Here is an 18,170-nt window from a genome sequence, read left to right as displayed (position 1 = left end):
TATTCATAGAATATGATGGATGATAGGAGAGTGATTGGACAATTAATAGAATGGCTAATAGATAGGCAGGATAACAGGCTGACTGTCCGCACATAATCCAACAGCCTCACCAGGGAATAGATTACTTATGCTCTCTGGTGAGGCTGCGGTGTATTAAAGAGATTGCAAACGCAATCCTTTAGGGTAGTGATTCTTCAGGATGCCATCGGAAGCTTTACCCCAGCCAAGCGGCAAGCCGTCCACTGTAACAAGTACCCAGCCCTTAGCCTTCGAGATCTTCTCAGGCAATTGCAGGGTGTTGCCGCTCAAGTAGGTCGACACATCGCTGGACTGTGAATCTAAGTCTAACGCCACTGCCGCGTCGGAGGGAGCGCTCAGGCTTAACGCAAGTGCGTGGGCGGGCTCGACACGCATCTTGCGCATATGCGCAAGATGCAAGCCGGGACGGGGAACCCGCAGCCCGTTCAGGCGCTCGTGCCGCATGCGCAGCGCGCTGCCAGCCGGGGAGGCGGGGAGCCAGTACAGCTCATCGCCGAACAGGATCGGCTCCCCTGGCGGGGGCTCCCACGCAGGCAGCGCCTCTTGCGCCCAGCTCGCGAAGAGCGCATACGCCTCCTTCGCGTTCATTGCGTGCGTACGCTCGACCTGGGATGGTCGACCGCCAGCACGCTTCTTGTCTCGCTTCCGCTCTTGACTTGCGAGCGGGAGCGAGGCGTCATTGGCCGCAGCATCAAGACCGAGAAGGTCGCCGTCCGTATGCGTGAGCCGCAATACGGCGACAAAATGACCTTCTCCCTCGTGACGGTGCGGCCAGATGCGTTCCATGCGTTCGACTTGGAACGCAGGATAATTTTCTAGCCAGCGCTCGATGATGCGCTCATTCTCTTCTTCGTTGAAGGTGCAGGTGGAATAGCCGATTCGCCCGCCGGGACGAAGCATGCGGACTGCCGCCTGAATGATGTCCCATTGGCGCGCCGCGCATAAGGCGACGTGTTCTGGCGACCATTCGGCGATCGCATCCGGATCCTTGCGAAACATGCCTTCTCCTGAGCAAGGCGCATCGAGCATGATGCAGTCGAACGCTTCCGGAAAACGTTCAGCGAGCGTATCCGGATCCGAATTCGTGACGATGACGTTGCTCCAGCCCATACGCTCTACATTTTCAGCTAGTATTCGGGAACGTTCCCGATGAATTTCATTGGCGATTAATAGGCCTTCGCCTTGAAGTTTACCTGCGATCTGTGTTGATTTACCGCCGGGGGCACCGGCAAGATCCAGTACACATTCACCTGGCTGCGGATCAAGCAGCGCTACAGCAGACATGGCTGAAGGCTCTTGAATATAATAGAAGCCAGCAGCATGATAAGGATGCTTGCCGGGGCGTGAGTTCGCTTCGTAATAATAGCCTTCCTCGCACCATGGAATCGATCGCAGCTGAAACAGGATTTTTGTTCGCTCGCGAGCGATAGGATGTGTCGGCCATTTTCGTGAATGAATACGTAAACCGTAAGCGCGCGGCGCATAATAACTTGCAAGGAAGGCATCTGCTTCTTCTTGCAGCATCGATTGCATCTGTTGTTCATATGCCGGAGGCAGTGGATTATTGAGTTGTGACATTGCTTTTGACTCCTTAAAGAGGTGTATAGATGTAGAAGTGTCATTAATTTTACCTAAAAAAGCAGTCATTACGCAATGGAAATGCAATTTCAGCTAATATGTGACGAAAATGTAAGCCACTTGCTAGCATCAATCGTTTACTATATATATTTAGATAGATAGCAATTAGATATTTGTGGTTAGAGAGAGGGGTAAGCCAATGAGTGATGCAGTAGTAGAACTGCGGAATGTCACCAAGAAGATCGGCAGTAAGACCATTGTCGATAATCTGTCATTCAGTGTACGCCGTGGTGAGGTGTATGGATTTCTAGGTCCTAATGGTGCTGGCAAAACGACGACAATCCGTATGATGGTCGGCCTAATGTCTATAACGGCGGGGGACGTTATCATTGAGGGCCATAATGTGAAGACGGATCGCGCCAAAGCTATGGCGCATGTCGGTGCGATCGTAGAGAATCCTGAGCTGTATAAATACATGACCGGGAGACAGAATCTGATTCATTTTGCAAGAATGAGCGGCACGAAAGTGACGCAGGAACGCATAGATGAGATCGTAAAGCTGGTTGAATTAACTCAAGTATTAGACAAAAAAGTAAAGAACTACTCGCTCGGGATGCGTCAACGGTTAGGCGTTGCTCAAGCATTGCTGCATAATCCTTCGATTCTGCTGTTGGATGAGCCAAGCAACGGCTTAGACCCTGCGGGTATTCGTGAACTGCGCGACTATTTGCGTCGGCTTGCGAAGGTTGAGAATATCTCGATACTAGTATCCAGCCATATGTTGTCCGAAGTTGAATTGATGTGCGATCGAGTTGTCGTCATTCAAAATGGTCGCTTCGTCGGTGAGCGGGTATTGGATCCGAATGCGGATGTGAACCAAGCCACTGGCAAAGCTGTACAGTTCCGTGTTGCTCAGCTGGAAGATGCGGAACGACTGCTTCAAGAGCGTCAATGTCAATACTCCACCAATCAGCAAGCGGGCTCAGTGACGGTTACGCTTCAGCAAGAGGAGATTCCCGAATTGGTCAGCTTGATGGTTCAGCATGGCCTGAAAATATACGAAGTTCGTCAGGTGGCAGAATCGCTTGAAGACGCGTTCTTGTCGATGACGAAAGGAGGTCAAATCGTATGAGTTATTTCTCAGGTCTAGTGCGTAATGAATGGATGAAGACATATACGAAGCGCCAAGTTCCGTACTATGTTATCTTTCTAATCCTAATGGTAGTGGGAATCGGAACGGTTATGCGGCTGTTTATGATGGAATCCGGTTCCGAGTTCGGTTCTCTCGATTTCATGAACGTTATGGCGAGTGTCATCTCAGCGATTACATTGTACTTTATGATCTCTATCTCAGCTCAGACAATAACAGATGAATTCAAGGATGGCACGATCAAGCAGCTGCTTATTCGTCCTGCTAGTCGAACGACGATCATGATGTCGAAGCTCGTTAATCTAATCATGATCACAATTGTCGTATATGTAATCACTGTGATTGTTGCTTGGATCACAGGGCTGATCCTGTTCAGCGGTGAGAACAGTGCTACATTTGGGGAAGTCATTCGTGACCTTATATTCAGCCTGCCCAGCCTGTTCTTCTATAGTTTGCTGGCTTTCTTGATGGCGGTGTTAACAAGAAGTATCGGACTTTCGATAACGGTACCGATTATTACGCAATCGATTATTGCGGCGGTCGTTGTCTTTTGGAGTAAGAAGTCGTGGTATATGCTGCTTATCTTCCCTAACTTGGATTGGAAGCCTTACTTTATTGATGGGTATGGACTGCCATACACAGGTGCTTCCCTTGGATTAGCTGTCCTCATATACTGCATATATATGATGGTTATGCTGCTTGCCGCTATATTCATATTTAATAAACGAGATATTCAATAATGATAATGGCTGTCCTTGCTCCAGACATCGTCTGTGCGAGGGCAGCCTCTTTCACTCACTGCTTCGAATGATACATCGCTTCATCCACTCCAACCCACTTGCGAATGCATTTCGCGTCTACTTCAGGTTTCAGGCGGGAATGATGAATAAAGTCAATCCATTCTTCACCGCTGAATCGTCCAACTAAACCAACATCGTCAACTTCTTCTTGAACTAAGTTAGCTATCATTGCTCGATAATTCGCTCAAAGATGAGAAAGAAGAGCAGAGTGTAGTATAATAATGAAAGAGATGTAATCTAATATATCATTATCAGTGGTGGGCGAGAAGTGAATATAAAGGAGGGACAGTCTTGAAACTGTTGCAAGCTTTGTTTTTCCCGCCAGAACAGCCGGGCGGGGTGTCCTCCATGATTCCCTATCTTATGGATCGGTTTCAGCCTCCCCATTGGGAGATGGACTTGTTCTCACTGCCTAAGCGCATTCGGGGAAAGGGCAGTGAAGATATTCAGTTCAAGACCTTTGATTGGACTGAATATGGGCAATCGGCAATTGTACAAAAATATATCCAAACTTTTCGTGATTATATATGGTGGACAAAATTGCGTCTTACCAAGACGTATGATCTCATACATGCGCATCACCCGATTGTTGCACTTGCGATGAAACGCCTATATCCTAACACACCAGTCATCATGACGATTCATTCCAGTTATGAGCGTGAGCTAATCTTGAACGGTAAGATTGAGGAAGGCGGTCTAGAGCATCGCTTTCTAACATCGTTGTACAGAGAACTAGAGGCATCGGTGGATGAAATAATGACGGTATCTGAAGCATTCAAGCAGTATATGAAACCGTATCTTCAACATGTGGATCGAATCAGCGTCTTGCCAAACGGCTATGACGAGAAGCGTTTTAAGCCGATCGCGCATGAGAATGAAGTGCCGCAGCTTATTACAGTGTGCAGACTTGTTCCAGCGAAAGGGATAGATATCCTGCTGAAGGCATGTGCGGAATTGAAGCGCCGTGGTCACGCCTATGTGCTGCATATTATCGGGGATGGTCCGATTCGTGAGGAGCTTGAAGCGTTGGCACAGCGTCTAGGCATCTACAATGAAACCATCTTCTATGGTTACATGCTGCATCCAGAAGAATTCATGCCATTTTCGGACATTTTCGTGCTGCCTTCGCGAGCGGAGTCATTTGGTTCTGTGTTTGCGGAAGCTGCATTATGCAATCTAGCGCTGGTAGGTACAAATGTAGGCGGAATTCCGGAACAGATCGAGGACGGAGTGAATGGACTTCTCGTACCTGCAGACGACCCGATCGAGTTAAGTAAAGCGCTGGAACGGGTCATGATGGATCCTGCATTTCGCTATGAATTGGGACGCGCGGCTTCTGCCAAGGCGAAGCAGGCGTACTCGCTTAGCCGCATAGTTAACGAGCTCAAGCTAGCATATCTGAAGTATCGAGAGCATGAATCTCATTCGTAATAGGAACAGGGTTGTCTCTTGCGTAATAGCGGTGACAGCCCTTTACTCTTCTAAGCTGGCTATATACATACATAAGCAACGGGCTGGACTGTAACATCAAAGGATCAGGAGGGATCGAATGGCAAGGACATTTCGTTTCGTTCATGCGGCGGATCTGCATCTGGACAGCCCCTTCAAAGGGCTTGTGCCGATGCCTGATCGGCTGCGGGAACAAGTGATTCAATCGGGTATGGAGGCCTGGGACGCGCTGGTCCAGTTGACGCTGGATACCCGTGCGGACGCGCTCCTGCTGTGCGGAGATTTGCATGATTCGGATGCAAGATCACTTAGGTCGCAATGGCGGCTGCAGCAAGGCGCAGCTAAGCTGGTTCAGGAAGGCGTGAGCGTATTCATTATCCATGGAAATCATGATCCGATGAGCGGGAATTTGGATTGGGAATGGCCTGCCGGCGTCACGGTTATGGGAAAGGACAAGCCTGAAAGCCACATCGTCTTCAATCGAGCAGGTGAGCCTGCAGCAGTCGTCAGCGGTATGTCGTACGGCAAGCAAGCTGTATATGATAACCTGGCGATGAAGTATCCTGCAATACCGGAACATAGCGTGGAGCTGGACGATTTATCAGCATCAGAGCATGGTGCTCATAATTCAGCCAGCTCTAATCGTTCTTCTCGTCTCTATCGTATAGGGATGCTTCACGGCACGGTAGACGGAAGGCAGGATCATGATCCCTACGCACCTTGCTCCAAGCAGCAGTTGATCGAAAAAGGGTACGATTATTGGGCTCTCGGTCATATTCATAAGCGCGAAGTCATTCATGAGCAGCCGTGGATCGTGTATCCCGGCAATCTCCAAGGTCGGCATATTAAAGAGACAGGAGAAAAAGGCGCGTATGTGGTGGATGTAGAGGAAGACGGAAGCTCAACGATTCAATTTCATAGACTGGATGTCATTCGATGGCGAGAAGAGACGTTACGGCTTGACGACATCGATACGCGGCAGCAGCTGATCGATAAGCTCTGGGAGGCGATTGACCAGTGGCGAGAAGAGACGGATGTACAGCTTCAGCTCGTAAGGGTCACGTTAACGGGACGCAGTGCATTGCATAAGGAGCTCATTAGCGGTGCGCTGCAGGAGGAGTTAATCGAGATGTGGCGTGAAGCGGAGCAGCTGCAGAGCGAACAGGGGGAACGCGCAGTATGGCCTGTATCCGTGCGTATCGACAGCCGTTCGGCAGCCGATCTCGATGCTTGGCGAGACGCGGACCATTTTATCGGGGAAGCAATCAGACTGACCGAGCATGCCATGACAGATGAAGCCATACGTAAGCAATGGATGGAAGAAGCGCTGCAGCCGCTTATGCAGCAGCGGCAGCTCTCACGTTGGACGGAGCAGCTTACACCGGAAGAGTTTGACATGCTGCTGAATGAAGCGCTCTGTCTCGTTGTGGACATGCTGGAAGGAGAGCCGTCATCATGAGAATTGAGCGAATGGAGCTGCAAGCCTACGGTTCGTTTCATCAACGTGTGCTTGATCTGCCAGAACAGGGTATGACGATTATTGTAGGACCGAATGAGGCGGGGAAGAGTACGATCTTCTCTTATATTTGTTCGATGCTGTACGGTTGGTCAAAGCGCGGTACGGCTATGGAACGCTATGAGCCGCTGAACGGGGGAGCGATATCCGGGCGACTGACTGCGAAGGATCGCGACGGCGGAAGATGGATCATTGAACGTCGAGATCGCAGCAATGGACCGTTTGTACGGATTCAGCATGTGGACCCATTCGGAAATATGCGGGAGCGCAGTCAATTGGAGCTTGAACAGGAGCTATTAGGCGGCCTTCACGCTGATCTATATAACAAGCTGTTCGCTGTGACGCTTGACGAGCTGCATGCGCTGCACACCCTGCAGGGTGAAGAATTGCGATCTATGCTGTATGATGCAGGCTTTGATGCGGGTAGATCGATAGCAGGCAGCGAACGCAAGCTGCAAGCAGAGATGGACAAGCTGTATAAGCCGCGCGGTCGAACACAGCTGCTGCATGAAACGCTGAAAGGGCTGCAGGAAGCGGAGCGAGGCAAGAGAGAACAAGCGAGGCTGGCAAGCAGGTTGCAAGATGCTGAGACCGAATGGAAACAGGAGCGTTCACGGCTTGAACAGCTGTTGACCAAGCGTGATGAGGATCGCGGTCAGCTGGCGATGATGGAGCGTGCGCTTCACGTTAGCGATGTATGGGTGAAGCTGGTTGCGGTAAGGAGCGAGCTGCAGGAGCTGCCTGACCTGTCACATTGGGAGCCGCAATGGAAAGAGAACGAGCAAGCGCTGCAGCATCAGCTGAAGGAGACGGCTCATATGTTGGAGGAGCTGGAGGTGAAGCGGGCTGAGGTGCAAGCGCAGCTTGCGGAAGATCAGCCTGCACAAGAGCTGCTCCGATGCGCCTCTGAATCGAGAAGGCTGATCGCTCTTGCTGAGACCGTGCAGCATTGGCGCGATGACCTGCACGAAGTGGAAGTTGAGCTGGAGGCAGCGGAGAGCGAGCTGCAGCGGCTAGCGCGTCAGAGCGGACCAGAATGGACACCGACGGAGCTTGCCGCTAGTGATATGTCGCAGACAATAGTGGAAAACGTACGCGAATACAGCAAGGAGCTGGAGCATGTAGACGCGTTTGCCGTTCGAACGGATGACGAGCTGCGACGTGCGTCCAGCGAGCTCAGATTAGCGGAAGAGACGAAGTCAGAAGCTATGGATTCTCTAGCTCAGCATGCTAGGGCAGGAGTATCGGGAAGCGGATATGCTCCTGATGATGCAAGTGTCAGTAAACTGTTCCGTTCATGGGATGACGTAAATAAATTATTATCTGGGCTTGACTATTCTGCCCCAGATGTTGAGGCAAGCGTGAAACCGGTCATAAGTCCATATGCGCCATACATCATCGGTGGCATCGGGATCTTGGGTGCGATTGGTTTGGGTATCGCAGGAGAAGTGTTGGGTGCAGCAGGAGTAGCGCTGCTTGGCGCGGTGTCTGCGGGCTGGTTATGGTGGAGCAGCAGAAGATCAGGAAGCGGCAGGAGTAAGCGGGGCACCGTCTCGACGGTTGGCGGTGCGGAGCTGCGGTTAGCGGAGATGCTGCGCGCACTGGAGCGGGAGCTGGCTCCGGTGTTAGAGCGGTGCAGCGAGTGTTCCCGTTCGGCTGAGACGGGAACCTATACGCGCGTGAGCCGCGCAGGAGCTGGCGGCGCAGAGCGAGCGGATGTGAGCTTTCAGCGCCTGGATGAGGCGCTGGAAGCGGTGAGCGCGTGGGCGAGAGAGCGCGAGCGGCTGGCGCAGCGAGAGCGGGCGGCACACGAGGCGTGCACGCTCGCCGAGCGTCGCGCCGCTGCGGCTGATGAGGAAGCGCGCCGCGCGCGGGATGCGCGCGAGACGCAGCTTACAGCATGGCAGCGCTGGCTCGAGACGCGCGGCCTCCCGGCTGCGTGGAGCCCGCAGGGCGCGCTTGAGCACGCCCGCCGCGTGGAGCAGGCGAGCGAGCTTGCGCGCAAGCATGCGCGGCTCGAGGCCCGCGCTGGGCGGCTGCGCGCGGAGCTCGACGCGTACCGCGAGGCATGCGTGCGCGTGCTCCACGCGGCTGAGCCGCACGCGCACGCGCCAGCGCCGGCGCGGCTGCCTGCGCTAGCGCAAGGCGCCGCCGAGGCAGCCGCCGCACAGCAAGCCGGCGGCCTGCCCGCGGAAGCGCGCCTGCAGCGGCTGCTCGCGCTCATCGAGCGCGAGGAGGCGCGCGCGGCGGAGCTGCAGCAGCGCGCTCGCGAGCTCGAGGCGCTGGAGCAGGAGCAGCGCCGCCTCGAGCAGCGCAGTGCTGCGCTGCGCGCCGAGCTCGCCCGCCTCTGGCAGAGCGCCGGCGCGCAGGACGCGCCCGCGTTTGCGCGGCTCGCGCAGCAGGCCGAGCGCTACGCGGCCTGCCTGCTGCTGCAGCGCGACCTTGCCGCCGCATGCTATCGCGGCGGCGAGCGCGAGAGCTTCGCGCCGCTTGAGGCGCTGCTCGTCCAGCATGACAGAGCGGCGCTTGAACAGCGCTGTCGCGAGCTGAACGAGTGGCTGGATGAGCTGGACCGCAGCATACGCGACGCGGAACAGCAGACCGGCAGGCTCCGGCAAGAGGAGGAGCGGCTCCGTCAAGAAGCGGAGCAGGAGCAGTGGATGCAGCGCGCATCCGAATTGGAGGCTGAGCTCCATCAGCAAGCGAGCCGCTATGTGGTTCATTCACTTGCGAAGACGATCATTGCATCTGCTCGCAAGAAATATGAGCAAGAGAAGCAGCCATATGTCTATAAGCGCGCAGGACAGTATATCTCTCGCATGACAGCAGGGCGCTATAATCGAGTGCTGTCCCCGCTCGGAACGCAGCAATTGGCAGTTCAGCACGAAGACGGACGTATCATCGACTCCGCTGCATTAAGCCGCGGAACGATGGAGCAAGTGTATCTGGCTATGCGTCTTGCCTTATCAGATGTGATGTCGGAACGAGTGTCACTGCCGTTTGTATGGGATGACATCTTCGTAAACTTTGATCCTGAACGTTTACATCAGATGCTGCAAGTTCTTCCTGATATGCTGGAGCAGCGGCAGGTTATCTGGACGACTTGCCATCCGCATATGGTTGCAGCAGCAAGCCAAGTATTGGGTGATGTTCATATCATTGAACTATAATTGAATCCGATCAATAGAAAACATCTCCATTCTCACTGTACAGGTGAGATCGGAGATGTTTTTTTCTAACAATAGAGTAAAACGTTCCCTCACAGAAAGCAGATGTGCCTCTGAAGATTATTTCAGTGGTCTCTTTGCGGAGAGCTTCTCATCCTTCTTACGTGGGAGCAGACTAAGGTTCCAATTCGACTTATGCGATGGTATCTGACTGTTGCCTTCCTGTGGGGGAGGTGTAATGGAATCATGATCGATCCTCTTGCGAATGAGCAGCACCATCCATATGACGCTTAGCAAGCCGAACAGCGGGTATAGGAACGAAACAAGCGGTTTGAAGCCGAATTGGCTCATTACGAAGCAGAATAACATGATGCCTGCTGTGATCAGCTTCGGAGAAAGTGATAATCGATGCTTCAATTGCAAGGTTACACCATATATATCAGCCACAAATGTCGAAAATATTTCTGAAAATATTAACAAAATATAGATGATCTGAACGGTGAAACCTAACCCATATGCGATCTGCCCCATTGGTATATCGAATTGTGTAATGCCCGGCATCTGAACGGATAGCGCCATGTGACCAGCAATCAACATGCAGCCGATTAATATTCCGCCTAATATGCCACCCCTGCGGATGGTGCGTTCATCAGGCATTGAAGTTCCGAGCGGTACAAGCACAGCTTGAGCCATTGCCAAATTGAAAGCGCCATATAAACAAGCAGAGACAATTGCGGCATATATCGGCTTGTCCGTAATCATAGTGATGCCTTGCAGTGTATTGGGTTGATGAAAGGTGTCCCACATGATGAAGGATGTGAAAACCAGCATTGTCGGTACGACGATAGAATTAAGCTGCAGAATCGCATTCATACCGCGGTTGATGATCCAGTAAGAAGCGACCAAGGTAATGAGCAAGCCGGTTTGATAATTCATATTCAAATGCTCATTAAACACGGCTCCCGCTCCCGCCAGCATAACGCTGTTTACGCAGGTGAGCACGATCAATGTAAAAAAACTGACGTACTGACCAGCTCGTTGTCCAAATAACGCGACATTTACATCCTCATAAGATCTCGCTCTTAAGCGATGGGCGAGTATCATTAACTTGGTACCTAACCATATAAACAGAAAGGTAGCGATCAGAATCGTAATAACAGCAACTCGACCGTATCGGGTAAAGAACTGTATGATTTCTTGTCCTGTAGCGAAGCCTGCTCCTACAACTGTTCCAATATAAGTAAATGCAACCTGCAGCACGCGCAGCCATGATTTCATCTTATTCTGCTCCTTCCGATGCCGTCATGGAGTCGATCAGATCAGCTTATTGGGCTTGTACGGCACTATTAGACTGTATGCATCTAAACAGAAGGACATGACTCCCATCATTATGTTACAATAGCTGTAACCTGTCATCTGCCAAGTTATTATATAGTAGTTACTGAGACATGTTTCTGCATGGGGTTGTGGAGGAGAGTCAACATGAACGAGATGATGTGGGCAATATCGCATTATGGGTATTTTGCTCTGTTTTTTTTGATGGCATTGGGACTAGTTGGGTTACCTATTCCAGATGAAACGGTAATGGTAGTAGTAGGAAGTATGACCGTTGATGGTCCGCTAAAGTATCCGCATGCGTTCGCCGTATGTGCGTTAGGAAGTATGATCGGTATGATCATTAGCTACTTCGTTGGACGAAAGGTTGGGAAGCCGTTGATCGATCGATTCGGATCGAAGATCATGCTTACCCCTGCCCGAATTCAAGCCGCAGAACGATGGTTTCAGAAGTATGGTCCATATAGCATCATATTCGGTTATTTCATCCCAGGGTTTCGTCATATTATATTTTACTTGGCCGGGATGTCTCGCATGAAATTTTCTATCTATTTCTCAGTTGCAATGATAGGAAACCTACTCTGGGTAGGTACCTTTCTAACCGTAGGACACGTGGTTGGCATCCATTGGGAAACGACTGTACACTGGCTCCGAGAGCAGAGGGCATATGCACTACCTGCGATGGCGGCAATTATATTGGTGGCGGTATTATATAGTGTTTGGGTCTATCGAAAGAGGAAAAATGTTGTTTAATAGGCGAAAAATATAAAAGCCTTGGTCATGAGCGATTTCATGCACCAAGGCTTTTTAGTATGCTTATATTCCGCAATCAGGTATCAATCAACTTGTATAAACACTCTTCTGTTCGTAGGGAAACAGTTTAACAGATTGAACAATACTTGTCTTTGGATCTAGATCTAGTCTTAATAGAACATCGTCCTCAATATATCGCCATACATAACCAGAGTCTTCATCAGGGTTGCCAAGAGCTGCTCTTGCATTATAATCCATATCACCGATCTTCAGACCTTGAAAGCCTGTTGAAACGCCGTCGCCGGATACTTCCACAAAGGCGACATGACCTGTTCGATCACAGCCGATGGAAAATCCATCATACTCCAGCACTTGGATCGGTTCATTATCATCCATCGTTATTTTGGATAGGGGATCTCCCCATATCGTCGTTACTTCATCGGCGCTGTTGGTCAACGATATGCTTTTCAAACGAATATCATTCCGATCAAACGGATATTCTGCAGGCTCTGGATTGTTGGATTGCTGGCCTTCGGATGCTTGATCAGACGAAATGGACATTTGATCGGACTTAGGCTTGTTCGACTTTGATTGTTCGGACTGAGGCAGTTCAGACTGCGGTGATAAAGCGGTAGACGTGGATATTGGAGGCGTTTGGTCTTTAACGGATGCGCAGCTAACGAAGATGACACCTAGCAATCCGCCTATAACGATTAACCGGAGGCCTCTGAGTTTGGGAAGTTGCATCGCTCATTCCTCCTTCGTGCGTCTCGCGACGAGCATAATATATATTACCCTTCCAGATGACTGATAAACAATTACCATAATCAGCTCTATAGGTGCAAATTCCTGTATATATGATAGTTGTACGTTGTTTGTCGGAGTCTATATTAATAAAACGCTGAATTTTAATAATAGTTGCAGTTGAAATATAAAATCTTTTCATTTCTCCTTCGGTTCGTTTGGCATATAATAAAGGTAAGCTGTGAGAGGGGGCGACGAAGATGGTTCATGAACCGACGGCTCAATTCATGCAGGGGAAGGTATTGGAGGCTAGGGTGCATTTTGAACGGGCACTGGATTGCAAGCATACCGAATTCGACGATCTTTACCCCTATATGATAGAGCATCCACAATTTTTCTGGTACAAAAGGTATGTAGCTTGGTCAGAGCTCTTGACTGTAGTAAAGCTGTGCACCGAACTGAATGTTCCATGGCGTCAGCTGTTTTCTGCGCAGCAGGCTGATTACATTGATAAGCGCGTGATGTCCGCTAAAGTGTTGGATTATTGGTTTGAAAAGAACGATTCAAAAGAGCATGTAGGTCATTAATGGCTCGCAATCGAATCAAGAATAGGGCTTGGCTGGATAAAAACACCGAAAGACCCGGGGAGTTGAATATCCTCGGGTCTTTTGATGGAGTAAGTTTCAATTCAATGGATGCAGATTATAATAACTATACAATCATGATCGAATAATGAGGTGATGAGTTGATATCAGATGAGCTGTTGGATCGTTATCGCCAGGAGGACACCGAAGTGCGTGTCGTCCGCGACATATTAGAGAGCAATGATGTTTATGGAATCGTGGTAGCATGGGATGAGCAGACGGTTATGATCCGTAAGAAGAGTAGACGTATTGTCAAATTAAAGCGGCAGTACGGCTACCAACCAGCTGACGAGCCGCGTCAGCTTCCAGAAGGTCTGTTGGATTGAGTTTTAATGGAGGCGTCGCAGTGTTTTGAGTTATGATACGATCGATGCGGGTCTCGTTCATGAGGCCGCTCGATCTGCATAAACTTTTTTTGAAATAGGTGTTGACGTTGAGTGGTGCACATGATATTATATTTCTTGTCGCCACTGATTGAACGATATCGAAATGATAGCGGCACACTTTAAGTAATCAATATCATATATGCGGATATGGCGGAATTGGCAGACGCGCTAGATTCAGGTTCTAGTGGCCGCAAGGTCGTGGAGGTTCGAGTCCTCTTATCCGCACCAACTATCAAGGGTTTCAGCTTATCAGGCTGAAACCCTTGTTCTTTTTTGCGCATTATCGAACGATACTCGTTATGGCGATATTGCGTCGTAATAGTATGTTGTCACTAGGAAATAGAAAATGTAAACTGATAGAGACACATACTATATTCGAGAAGGTGTGATATCGTGCATAACGAATCGAAGTTAACGATATTGGACGTAGATACAGGTGTAGACGATGCGTTAGCCATAGCTTACGCGATGCGCTCGCCTGAATTGAATATGTTGGGGATCACGACATGCTACGGCAACATCACAGTAGATGAAGCAGCACGCAATACATTAATCGTATTGGAGAAGCTTGGACATTATAATATTCCTGTTTTTAAGGGTGCGGAGCATCCGTTAGAGCGCAAAAAGTTCAATCATCCACGCCATATTCATGGCGAGCATGGACTAGGTAACGCTCCTGTTTGTGAGACGACGGGACGGCCGGCCGAACAGCATGCTGTTGACTATATCATTGAGCAAGTTCATCTGCATCCTCATCAGGTAACGCTTGTTATGGTGGGGCCGCTGACTAACCTAGCGCTCGCGCTTCAGAAAGATCCGGAATTTGCGAGCCTAGTCGGCAAGATCGTCATTATGGGCGGTGCTGTACGCACTCGAGGCAATGTGACTCCTGCGGCTGAAGCTAATATTTATTGCGACCCGGAAGCAGCCGATAACGTCATGCGGGCTAATCTTCCACTTACGATGGTTGGGCTCGATGTAACGATGAAGACACTGCTCCCATTGACCGAAGTGAGTAAATGGCGCGAGCACGATCCAGCGGTTGGAGGATATTTTGCGGATATGACCGAGTTCTATATTCGTTTCTATGAGAGTACACATCCGGGGATCGGTGGCTGTGCGCTTCATGATCCGCTTGCGATTGGAGTTGCTATCGATCCTAGCTTCGTGAAGGAACTGCCTTTGAATGTGACGATCGATACCGAAGGAGACGAGCTCGGCAGAACGAGAGAAGTTCTTGAGGGGGCGCCAACGTGCAGTGTATGCTTGGAGGTTGAGGCGGAAAGATTTTTGAAGCATTTCTTAAGTCGAATGATGTAAGTATGTAGGTTCGAATTCCGTACAAGTATTTACCCCGTGACTCAGGAGGTGTTCTGGCGCGGGGTAATCGAATAAAGCTTTGAATGTATATTCAAGGCTTGACTTCTGTAGCTGAACGTCATATAATAACTAAGCACCACACGATGGTGGAACAACTTAAATATTTGCAGTCATGGCGGAATTGGCAGACGCGCTAGATTCAGGTTCTAGTGTCAGCGATGACGTGGAGGTTCGAGTCCTCTTGACTGCACCATTATTATCAAGGGTTTCAGCTTATCAGGCTGAAACCTTTGTTTTTTTATGTACATCTGACATCTCGATTATTATGGAGAATGTGTGAACAGGTACATTTTGGGTTGTTTTTCATTTTGAATAGATGATAGAAATGTTAGAGTGGTAGTAGTAATGTAAAGGATTGACAACTGGAGGGAATGGCAATGCATGTATGTCAAAGAGACTACACGGTGAAGAATCCGCGTGGGATTCATGCGACACCCGCTGGGGCCCTGGTACAGCTAGCATCATCATACTCTTGTGAAGTATTGCTGATTAAAGAGAATCAAACCATTAATGCGAAAAGTATAATTGGACTGCTGAGTCTGGAGGCAAAATGCGGCGAGACGCTGACAGTGATGACGGTTGGTGAACAAGCGGAGAAAGCATTGACAGACGTAGGTAAGAAGATTGAGTCTGTTCTGGAGTGATCGCATGACCTTCATTTCTCGTACAAGCGGTTGACTATTGCCGTGATTCTAAATACAATGTTGTAGGTAAAGCATTCATATTGACTAAACTTCAGCGTCAGCGTTCTCTGCTATCGCATGAAGGCGGAATTTTAACAAAGCAAAGTCTTTGGTTTCGTTCGCCCCTTGTCCGAGTTATCGGCAGGGGGTTTTTTGTTGGCATTTTTTGAATGAAGAATAAGGAGGCAACATCGATAAACATGTTAAAGTACTCAAGTCTTGTGTTTCTTGGTGCGTGCAGCTACGGCACGCTATCTACAATTGTTAAGCTGGGTATCGCGGACGGCTATACGATACAACAAATATTAGGCGGGCAATACTTTTTTGGGTGGAGCTTCTTGCTAGTGCTCATGCTGCTCTTCTCACGAGTGCGCGTCGGTTGGAAGCAAGCGGGTGCGCTGCTGTTGGCGGGAATACCGATGAGCTTGACGAGTATATTTTACGGATATGCCGTTGAACAGCTTCCTGCTTCGTTGGCGGTTCTGTTGTTGTTCCAATTTACTTGGATAGGAATTATATTAGAAGCTGTCGTGGAACGAAAATTTCCGAGTAAGGCGAAGCTGATATCAGTGGCTGTGCTGCTCGTAGGTACGATTCTTGCGGGAGGTGTGCTTGAGCAGAGTGGGGGCGGATGGACGGCAAAAGGGATATTGTTTGGGGCGCTGTCCGCTATTACATTTGCACTATATATCTTTGTGAGTGGAAAAGTAGGTACAACTGTGCCGGTACTCTCGAAGAGCTTCCTGATTGTTACGGGAGCGTTGACGATCGTGATGCTGACGTTCTCACCTGCATTCTTATACGATGGATCGATTACCGATGGTCTGTGGAAATATGGAGTTCTACTGGCACTGCTAGGAATCGTGATTCCAGTCGTCTTCTTTGCGATAGGTATCCCGAAGATAGGGCCTGGCATGAGTACGATTCTTGGGGCAGCCGAATTGCCTGCGGCAGTGATCGTGTCGGTATTGGTGCTTCAGGAGGAGGTATCTGTGCTGCGGTGGATAGGGATCACTATTGTGTTGATTGGGATTGCGATACCGCAGATTCGTGTGAATAGGCGTCCACAGAAGCTGAATGAACGTGCACACTCGGTGTTGAAAAGTTAGTTTCGTATATTTGATCATTGTAAATTGGCGTGTTACGATAGATGTTGATGGAAATGGTTGAGATTTCGGGAGGGGATCATACGATGTCAATTTACAATTACGATGTAACCACTTTGACTGGAGAACAGTTTTCACTTGAGCGGTATAAAGGAAAAGTGTTGATCATTACCAACACAGCGAGCAAGTGCGGTTTCACTCCGCAGTACGCGGACTTGCAGCGTCTGTATACACGTTATAAAGAGCAGGGCATGGAAATCATCGGCTTTCCATGCAACCAATTCGGCGAACAAGAACCAGGAAGCAATACTGAGGTCGGGAAGTTCTGCGAGCTTAATTATGGCGTAACTTTCACGATTACAGAGAAGACCGACGTTCGTGGACCGGAAGCTCATCCAGTCTTCAAAGAACTGGTGAACGCTGCTCCGTTCAAGGGCTTTGATGAAGATCATTTTCATGCTAAGCTGTTGAATAAGATTCTGGAAGAGAAGTATCCGCATTACTTGCATGATGATTCGATCAAGTGGAACTTCACCAAGTTTCTGATCGATCGAGAAGGTAATATCGTCGAACGGTATGAACCAACAACAGATCCGATGGATATGGAAGATGCGATTCGCGATCTGTTATAAATGAAAGGAAGGCTTCAGCGCATGCGCTGAAGCCTTTTTTTATGGTGGAAGTCAGGCGGTGGCTGCGTTGCGCTGCGTTGTTCCAAGCATGCCGGCGCGAAGCGGCAGTCCGTATGGAGGCGGGAAGTTCAATGAGCTGCTTTGCTAGGTTGATTCTGGCGATCACATTGCTATTCTATATAGCAACCTGCATCTGTGTCATATGGTCTACGTTATCTGTACCACGCGAGAGAGATAACAGGGTTTTACCCCGTTACGGAGTCGGCAATGTGCTCGAAAAGTGAGATAACGGGGTAAAACCGGCTTAAGGAATGCGATGGGACGATTGATGACGCCGCCCGAGAGAGATAGCTGGGTTTTACCCCGTTACAGAGTCGGTGATGTGCTCAAAAAGTGAGATAACGGGGTAAAACCGTCTTACGGAATGCGATGGGGACGGTTGGATGTACCGCCCGAGAGAGATAACCGGGTTTTACCCCGTTACAGAGTCGGCAATGTGCTCAAAAAGTGAGATAACGGGGTGAAACCGGCTTACGAGATGCGATGGGGGCGAGTGGATGTACCGACCGTGATAGATAACAGGGTTTTTGGACCTAGAATAAAAAGTGGACATCTCTTAGTGTCACACAGATAATGAATCTATTAAAACAAAGAGGTGTCGGGCATGAGTGAGACAAGACAGCGGTACAACGAGACATTTAAACGTGAAGCAGTAAAGTATGTGCAGGAACAGACGAAGAGCCTGGATGATGTAGCTAATGAATTAAATATCAATCCCGGTACGCTACGCGGCTGGGTGGGGAAGTAC

Annotated in this window: 17 protein-coding genes and 2 tRNA genes; 15 read left to right on the top strand and 4 right to left on the bottom strand. The window is 49.6% G+C overall.

Annotation, left to right across the window (positions count from 1 at the left end; translation table 11 throughout):
• Positions 1-153 precede the first annotated feature (153 nt).
• Positions 154-1,617 (bottom strand): RsmF rRNA methyltransferase first C-terminal domain-containing protein, encoded by a 1,464-nt coding sequence (locus ACXX53_RS00095; protein WP_458566572.1) that lies wholly within the window; start codon positions 1,615-1,617, stop codon positions 154-156.
• Positions 1,618-1,816: 199 nt separating this feature from the next.
• On the opposite strand from ACXX53_RS00095, the gene ACXX53_RS00090 reads away from it, so the two are divergent.
• Complete coding sequence (locus ACXX53_RS00090) at positions 1,817-2,749, top strand: ABC transporter ATP-binding protein (RefSeq protein ID WP_458566571.1); 933 nt, start codon at positions 1,817-1,819, stop codon at positions 2,747-2,749.
• A complete protein-coding gene (locus tag ACXX53_RS00085; RefSeq protein WP_458566570.1) occupies positions 2,746-3,507 on the top strand; it encodes an ABC transporter permease in 762 nt (253 codons plus the stop codon). Before ACXX53_RS00090 ends, ACXX53_RS00085 begins: the two co-directional genes overlap by 4 nt.
• 55 nt (positions 3,508-3,562) lie before the next feature.
• Here ACXX53_RS00085 and ACXX53_RS00080 read toward each other — a convergent pair whose 3' ends face one another.
• Positions 3,563-3,736, bottom strand: a complete 174-nt coding sequence (locus ACXX53_RS00080) for a hypothetical protein (protein ID WP_458566569.1) — start codon at positions 3,734-3,736, stop codon at positions 3,563-3,565.
• 122 nt (positions 3,737-3,858) lie between these two features.
• Here ACXX53_RS00080 and ACXX53_RS00075 point away from each other — a divergent pair, with 122 nt between their 5' ends.
• From ACXX53_RS00075 to ACXX53_RS00065, 3 genes are all read left to right on the top strand, one after another.
• Positions 3,859-4,998 carry a glycosyltransferase family 4 protein gene (locus ACXX53_RS00075; protein WP_458566568.1) on the top strand — a complete coding sequence of 380 codons (1,140 nt, stop codon included), beginning with the start codon at positions 3,859-3,861 and terminating at the stop codon, positions 4,996-4,998.
• Positions 4,999-5,116: 118 nt separating this feature from the next.
• Positions 5,117-6,475: a metallophosphoesterase family protein gene (locus ACXX53_RS00070; protein ID WP_458566567.1), complete on the top strand. Its 1,359-nt coding sequence runs from the start codon at positions 5,117-5,119 to the stop codon at positions 6,473-6,475.
• Positions 6,472-9,702 (top strand): AAA family ATPase, encoded by a 3,231-nt coding sequence (locus ACXX53_RS00065; protein WP_458566566.1) that lies wholly within the window; start codon positions 6,472-6,474, stop codon positions 9,700-9,702. Before ACXX53_RS00070 ends, ACXX53_RS00065 begins: the two co-directional genes overlap by 4 nt.
• Before the next feature lie 117 nt (positions 9,703-9,819).
• On the opposite strand, the gene ACXX53_RS00060 is transcribed toward ACXX53_RS00065, so the two are convergent.
• Positions 9,820-10,977 (bottom strand): YkvI family membrane protein, encoded by a 1,158-nt coding sequence (locus ACXX53_RS00060; protein WP_458566565.1) that lies wholly within the window; start codon positions 10,975-10,977, stop codon positions 9,820-9,822.
• Between the two features lie 204 nt (positions 10,978-11,181).
• Between ACXX53_RS00060 and ACXX53_RS00055 the strand changes: the two genes are divergently transcribed.
• Positions 11,182-11,787, top strand: coding sequence for a DedA family protein (locus tag ACXX53_RS00055; RefSeq protein ID WP_458566564.1), 606 nt, complete (start codon positions 11,182-11,184; stop codon positions 11,785-11,787).
• Between the two features lie 87 nt (positions 11,788-11,874).
• Here the strand turns inward: ACXX53_RS00055 and ACXX53_RS00050 are convergent, their stop codons facing one another.
• Positions 11,875-12,534 carry a DNA uptake lipoprotein gene (locus ACXX53_RS00050; RefSeq protein ID WP_458566563.1) on the bottom strand — a complete coding sequence of 220 codons (660 nt, stop codon included), beginning with the start codon at positions 12,532-12,534 and terminating at the stop codon, positions 11,875-11,877.
• Positions 12,535-12,791: 257 nt separating this feature from the next.
• Here ACXX53_RS00050 and ACXX53_RS00045 point away from each other — a divergent pair, with 257 nt between their 5' ends.
• From ACXX53_RS00045 to ACXX53_RS00005, 9 genes are all read left to right on the top strand, one after another.
• A complete protein-coding gene (locus ACXX53_RS00045) occupies positions 12,792-13,118 on the top strand; it encodes a hypothetical protein (protein ID WP_458566562.1) in 327 nt (108 codons plus the stop codon).
• A 158-nt stretch (positions 13,119-13,276) separates the two neighbouring features.
• Positions 13,277-13,501 carry a hypothetical protein gene (locus tag ACXX53_RS00040; protein WP_458566561.1) on the top strand — a complete coding sequence of 75 codons (225 nt, stop codon included), beginning with the start codon at positions 13,277-13,279 and terminating at the stop codon, positions 13,499-13,501.
• Between the two features lie 201 nt (positions 13,502-13,702).
• Positions 13,703-13,789 (top strand) — tRNA-Leu (locus ACXX53_RS00035).
• A 165-nt stretch (positions 13,790-13,954) separates the two neighbouring features.
• Entirely contained in the window at positions 13,955-14,881 is a 927-nt protein-coding gene (locus tag ACXX53_RS00030) for a nucleoside hydrolase (RefSeq protein WP_458566560.1), read from the top strand.
• Between the two features lie 166 nt (positions 14,882-15,047).
• Positions 15,048-15,134: transfer RNA gene (locus tag ACXX53_RS00025), tRNA-Leu, on the top strand.
• A 184-nt stretch (positions 15,135-15,318) separates the two neighbouring features.
• A complete protein-coding gene (locus ACXX53_RS00020; RefSeq protein WP_458566559.1) occupies positions 15,319-15,585 on the top strand; it encodes an HPr family phosphocarrier protein in 267 nt (88 codons plus the stop codon).
• Positions 15,586-15,818: 233 nt separating this feature from the next.
• Complete coding sequence (locus ACXX53_RS00015) at positions 15,819-16,733, top strand: EamA family transporter (protein ID WP_458567636.1); 915 nt, start codon at positions 15,819-15,821, stop codon at positions 16,731-16,733.
• 83 nt (positions 16,734-16,816) lie between these two features.
• Positions 16,817-17,362, top strand: coding sequence for a glutathione peroxidase (locus ACXX53_RS00010; RefSeq protein WP_458566558.1), 546 nt, complete (start codon positions 16,817-16,819; stop codon positions 17,360-17,362).
• A 664-nt stretch (positions 17,363-18,026) separates the two neighbouring features.
• Positions 18,027-18,170 (top strand): transposase (locus ACXX53_RS00005; protein WP_458567635.1); only part of this gene is annotated, 144 nt, incomplete at its 3' end.

The sequence above is a fragment of the Paenibacillus marinisediminis genome (assembly GCF_054343325.1).
Note: the sequence above shows the minus strand (reverse complement) of the source record. Positions and strands in the feature narration are given on the sequence as shown.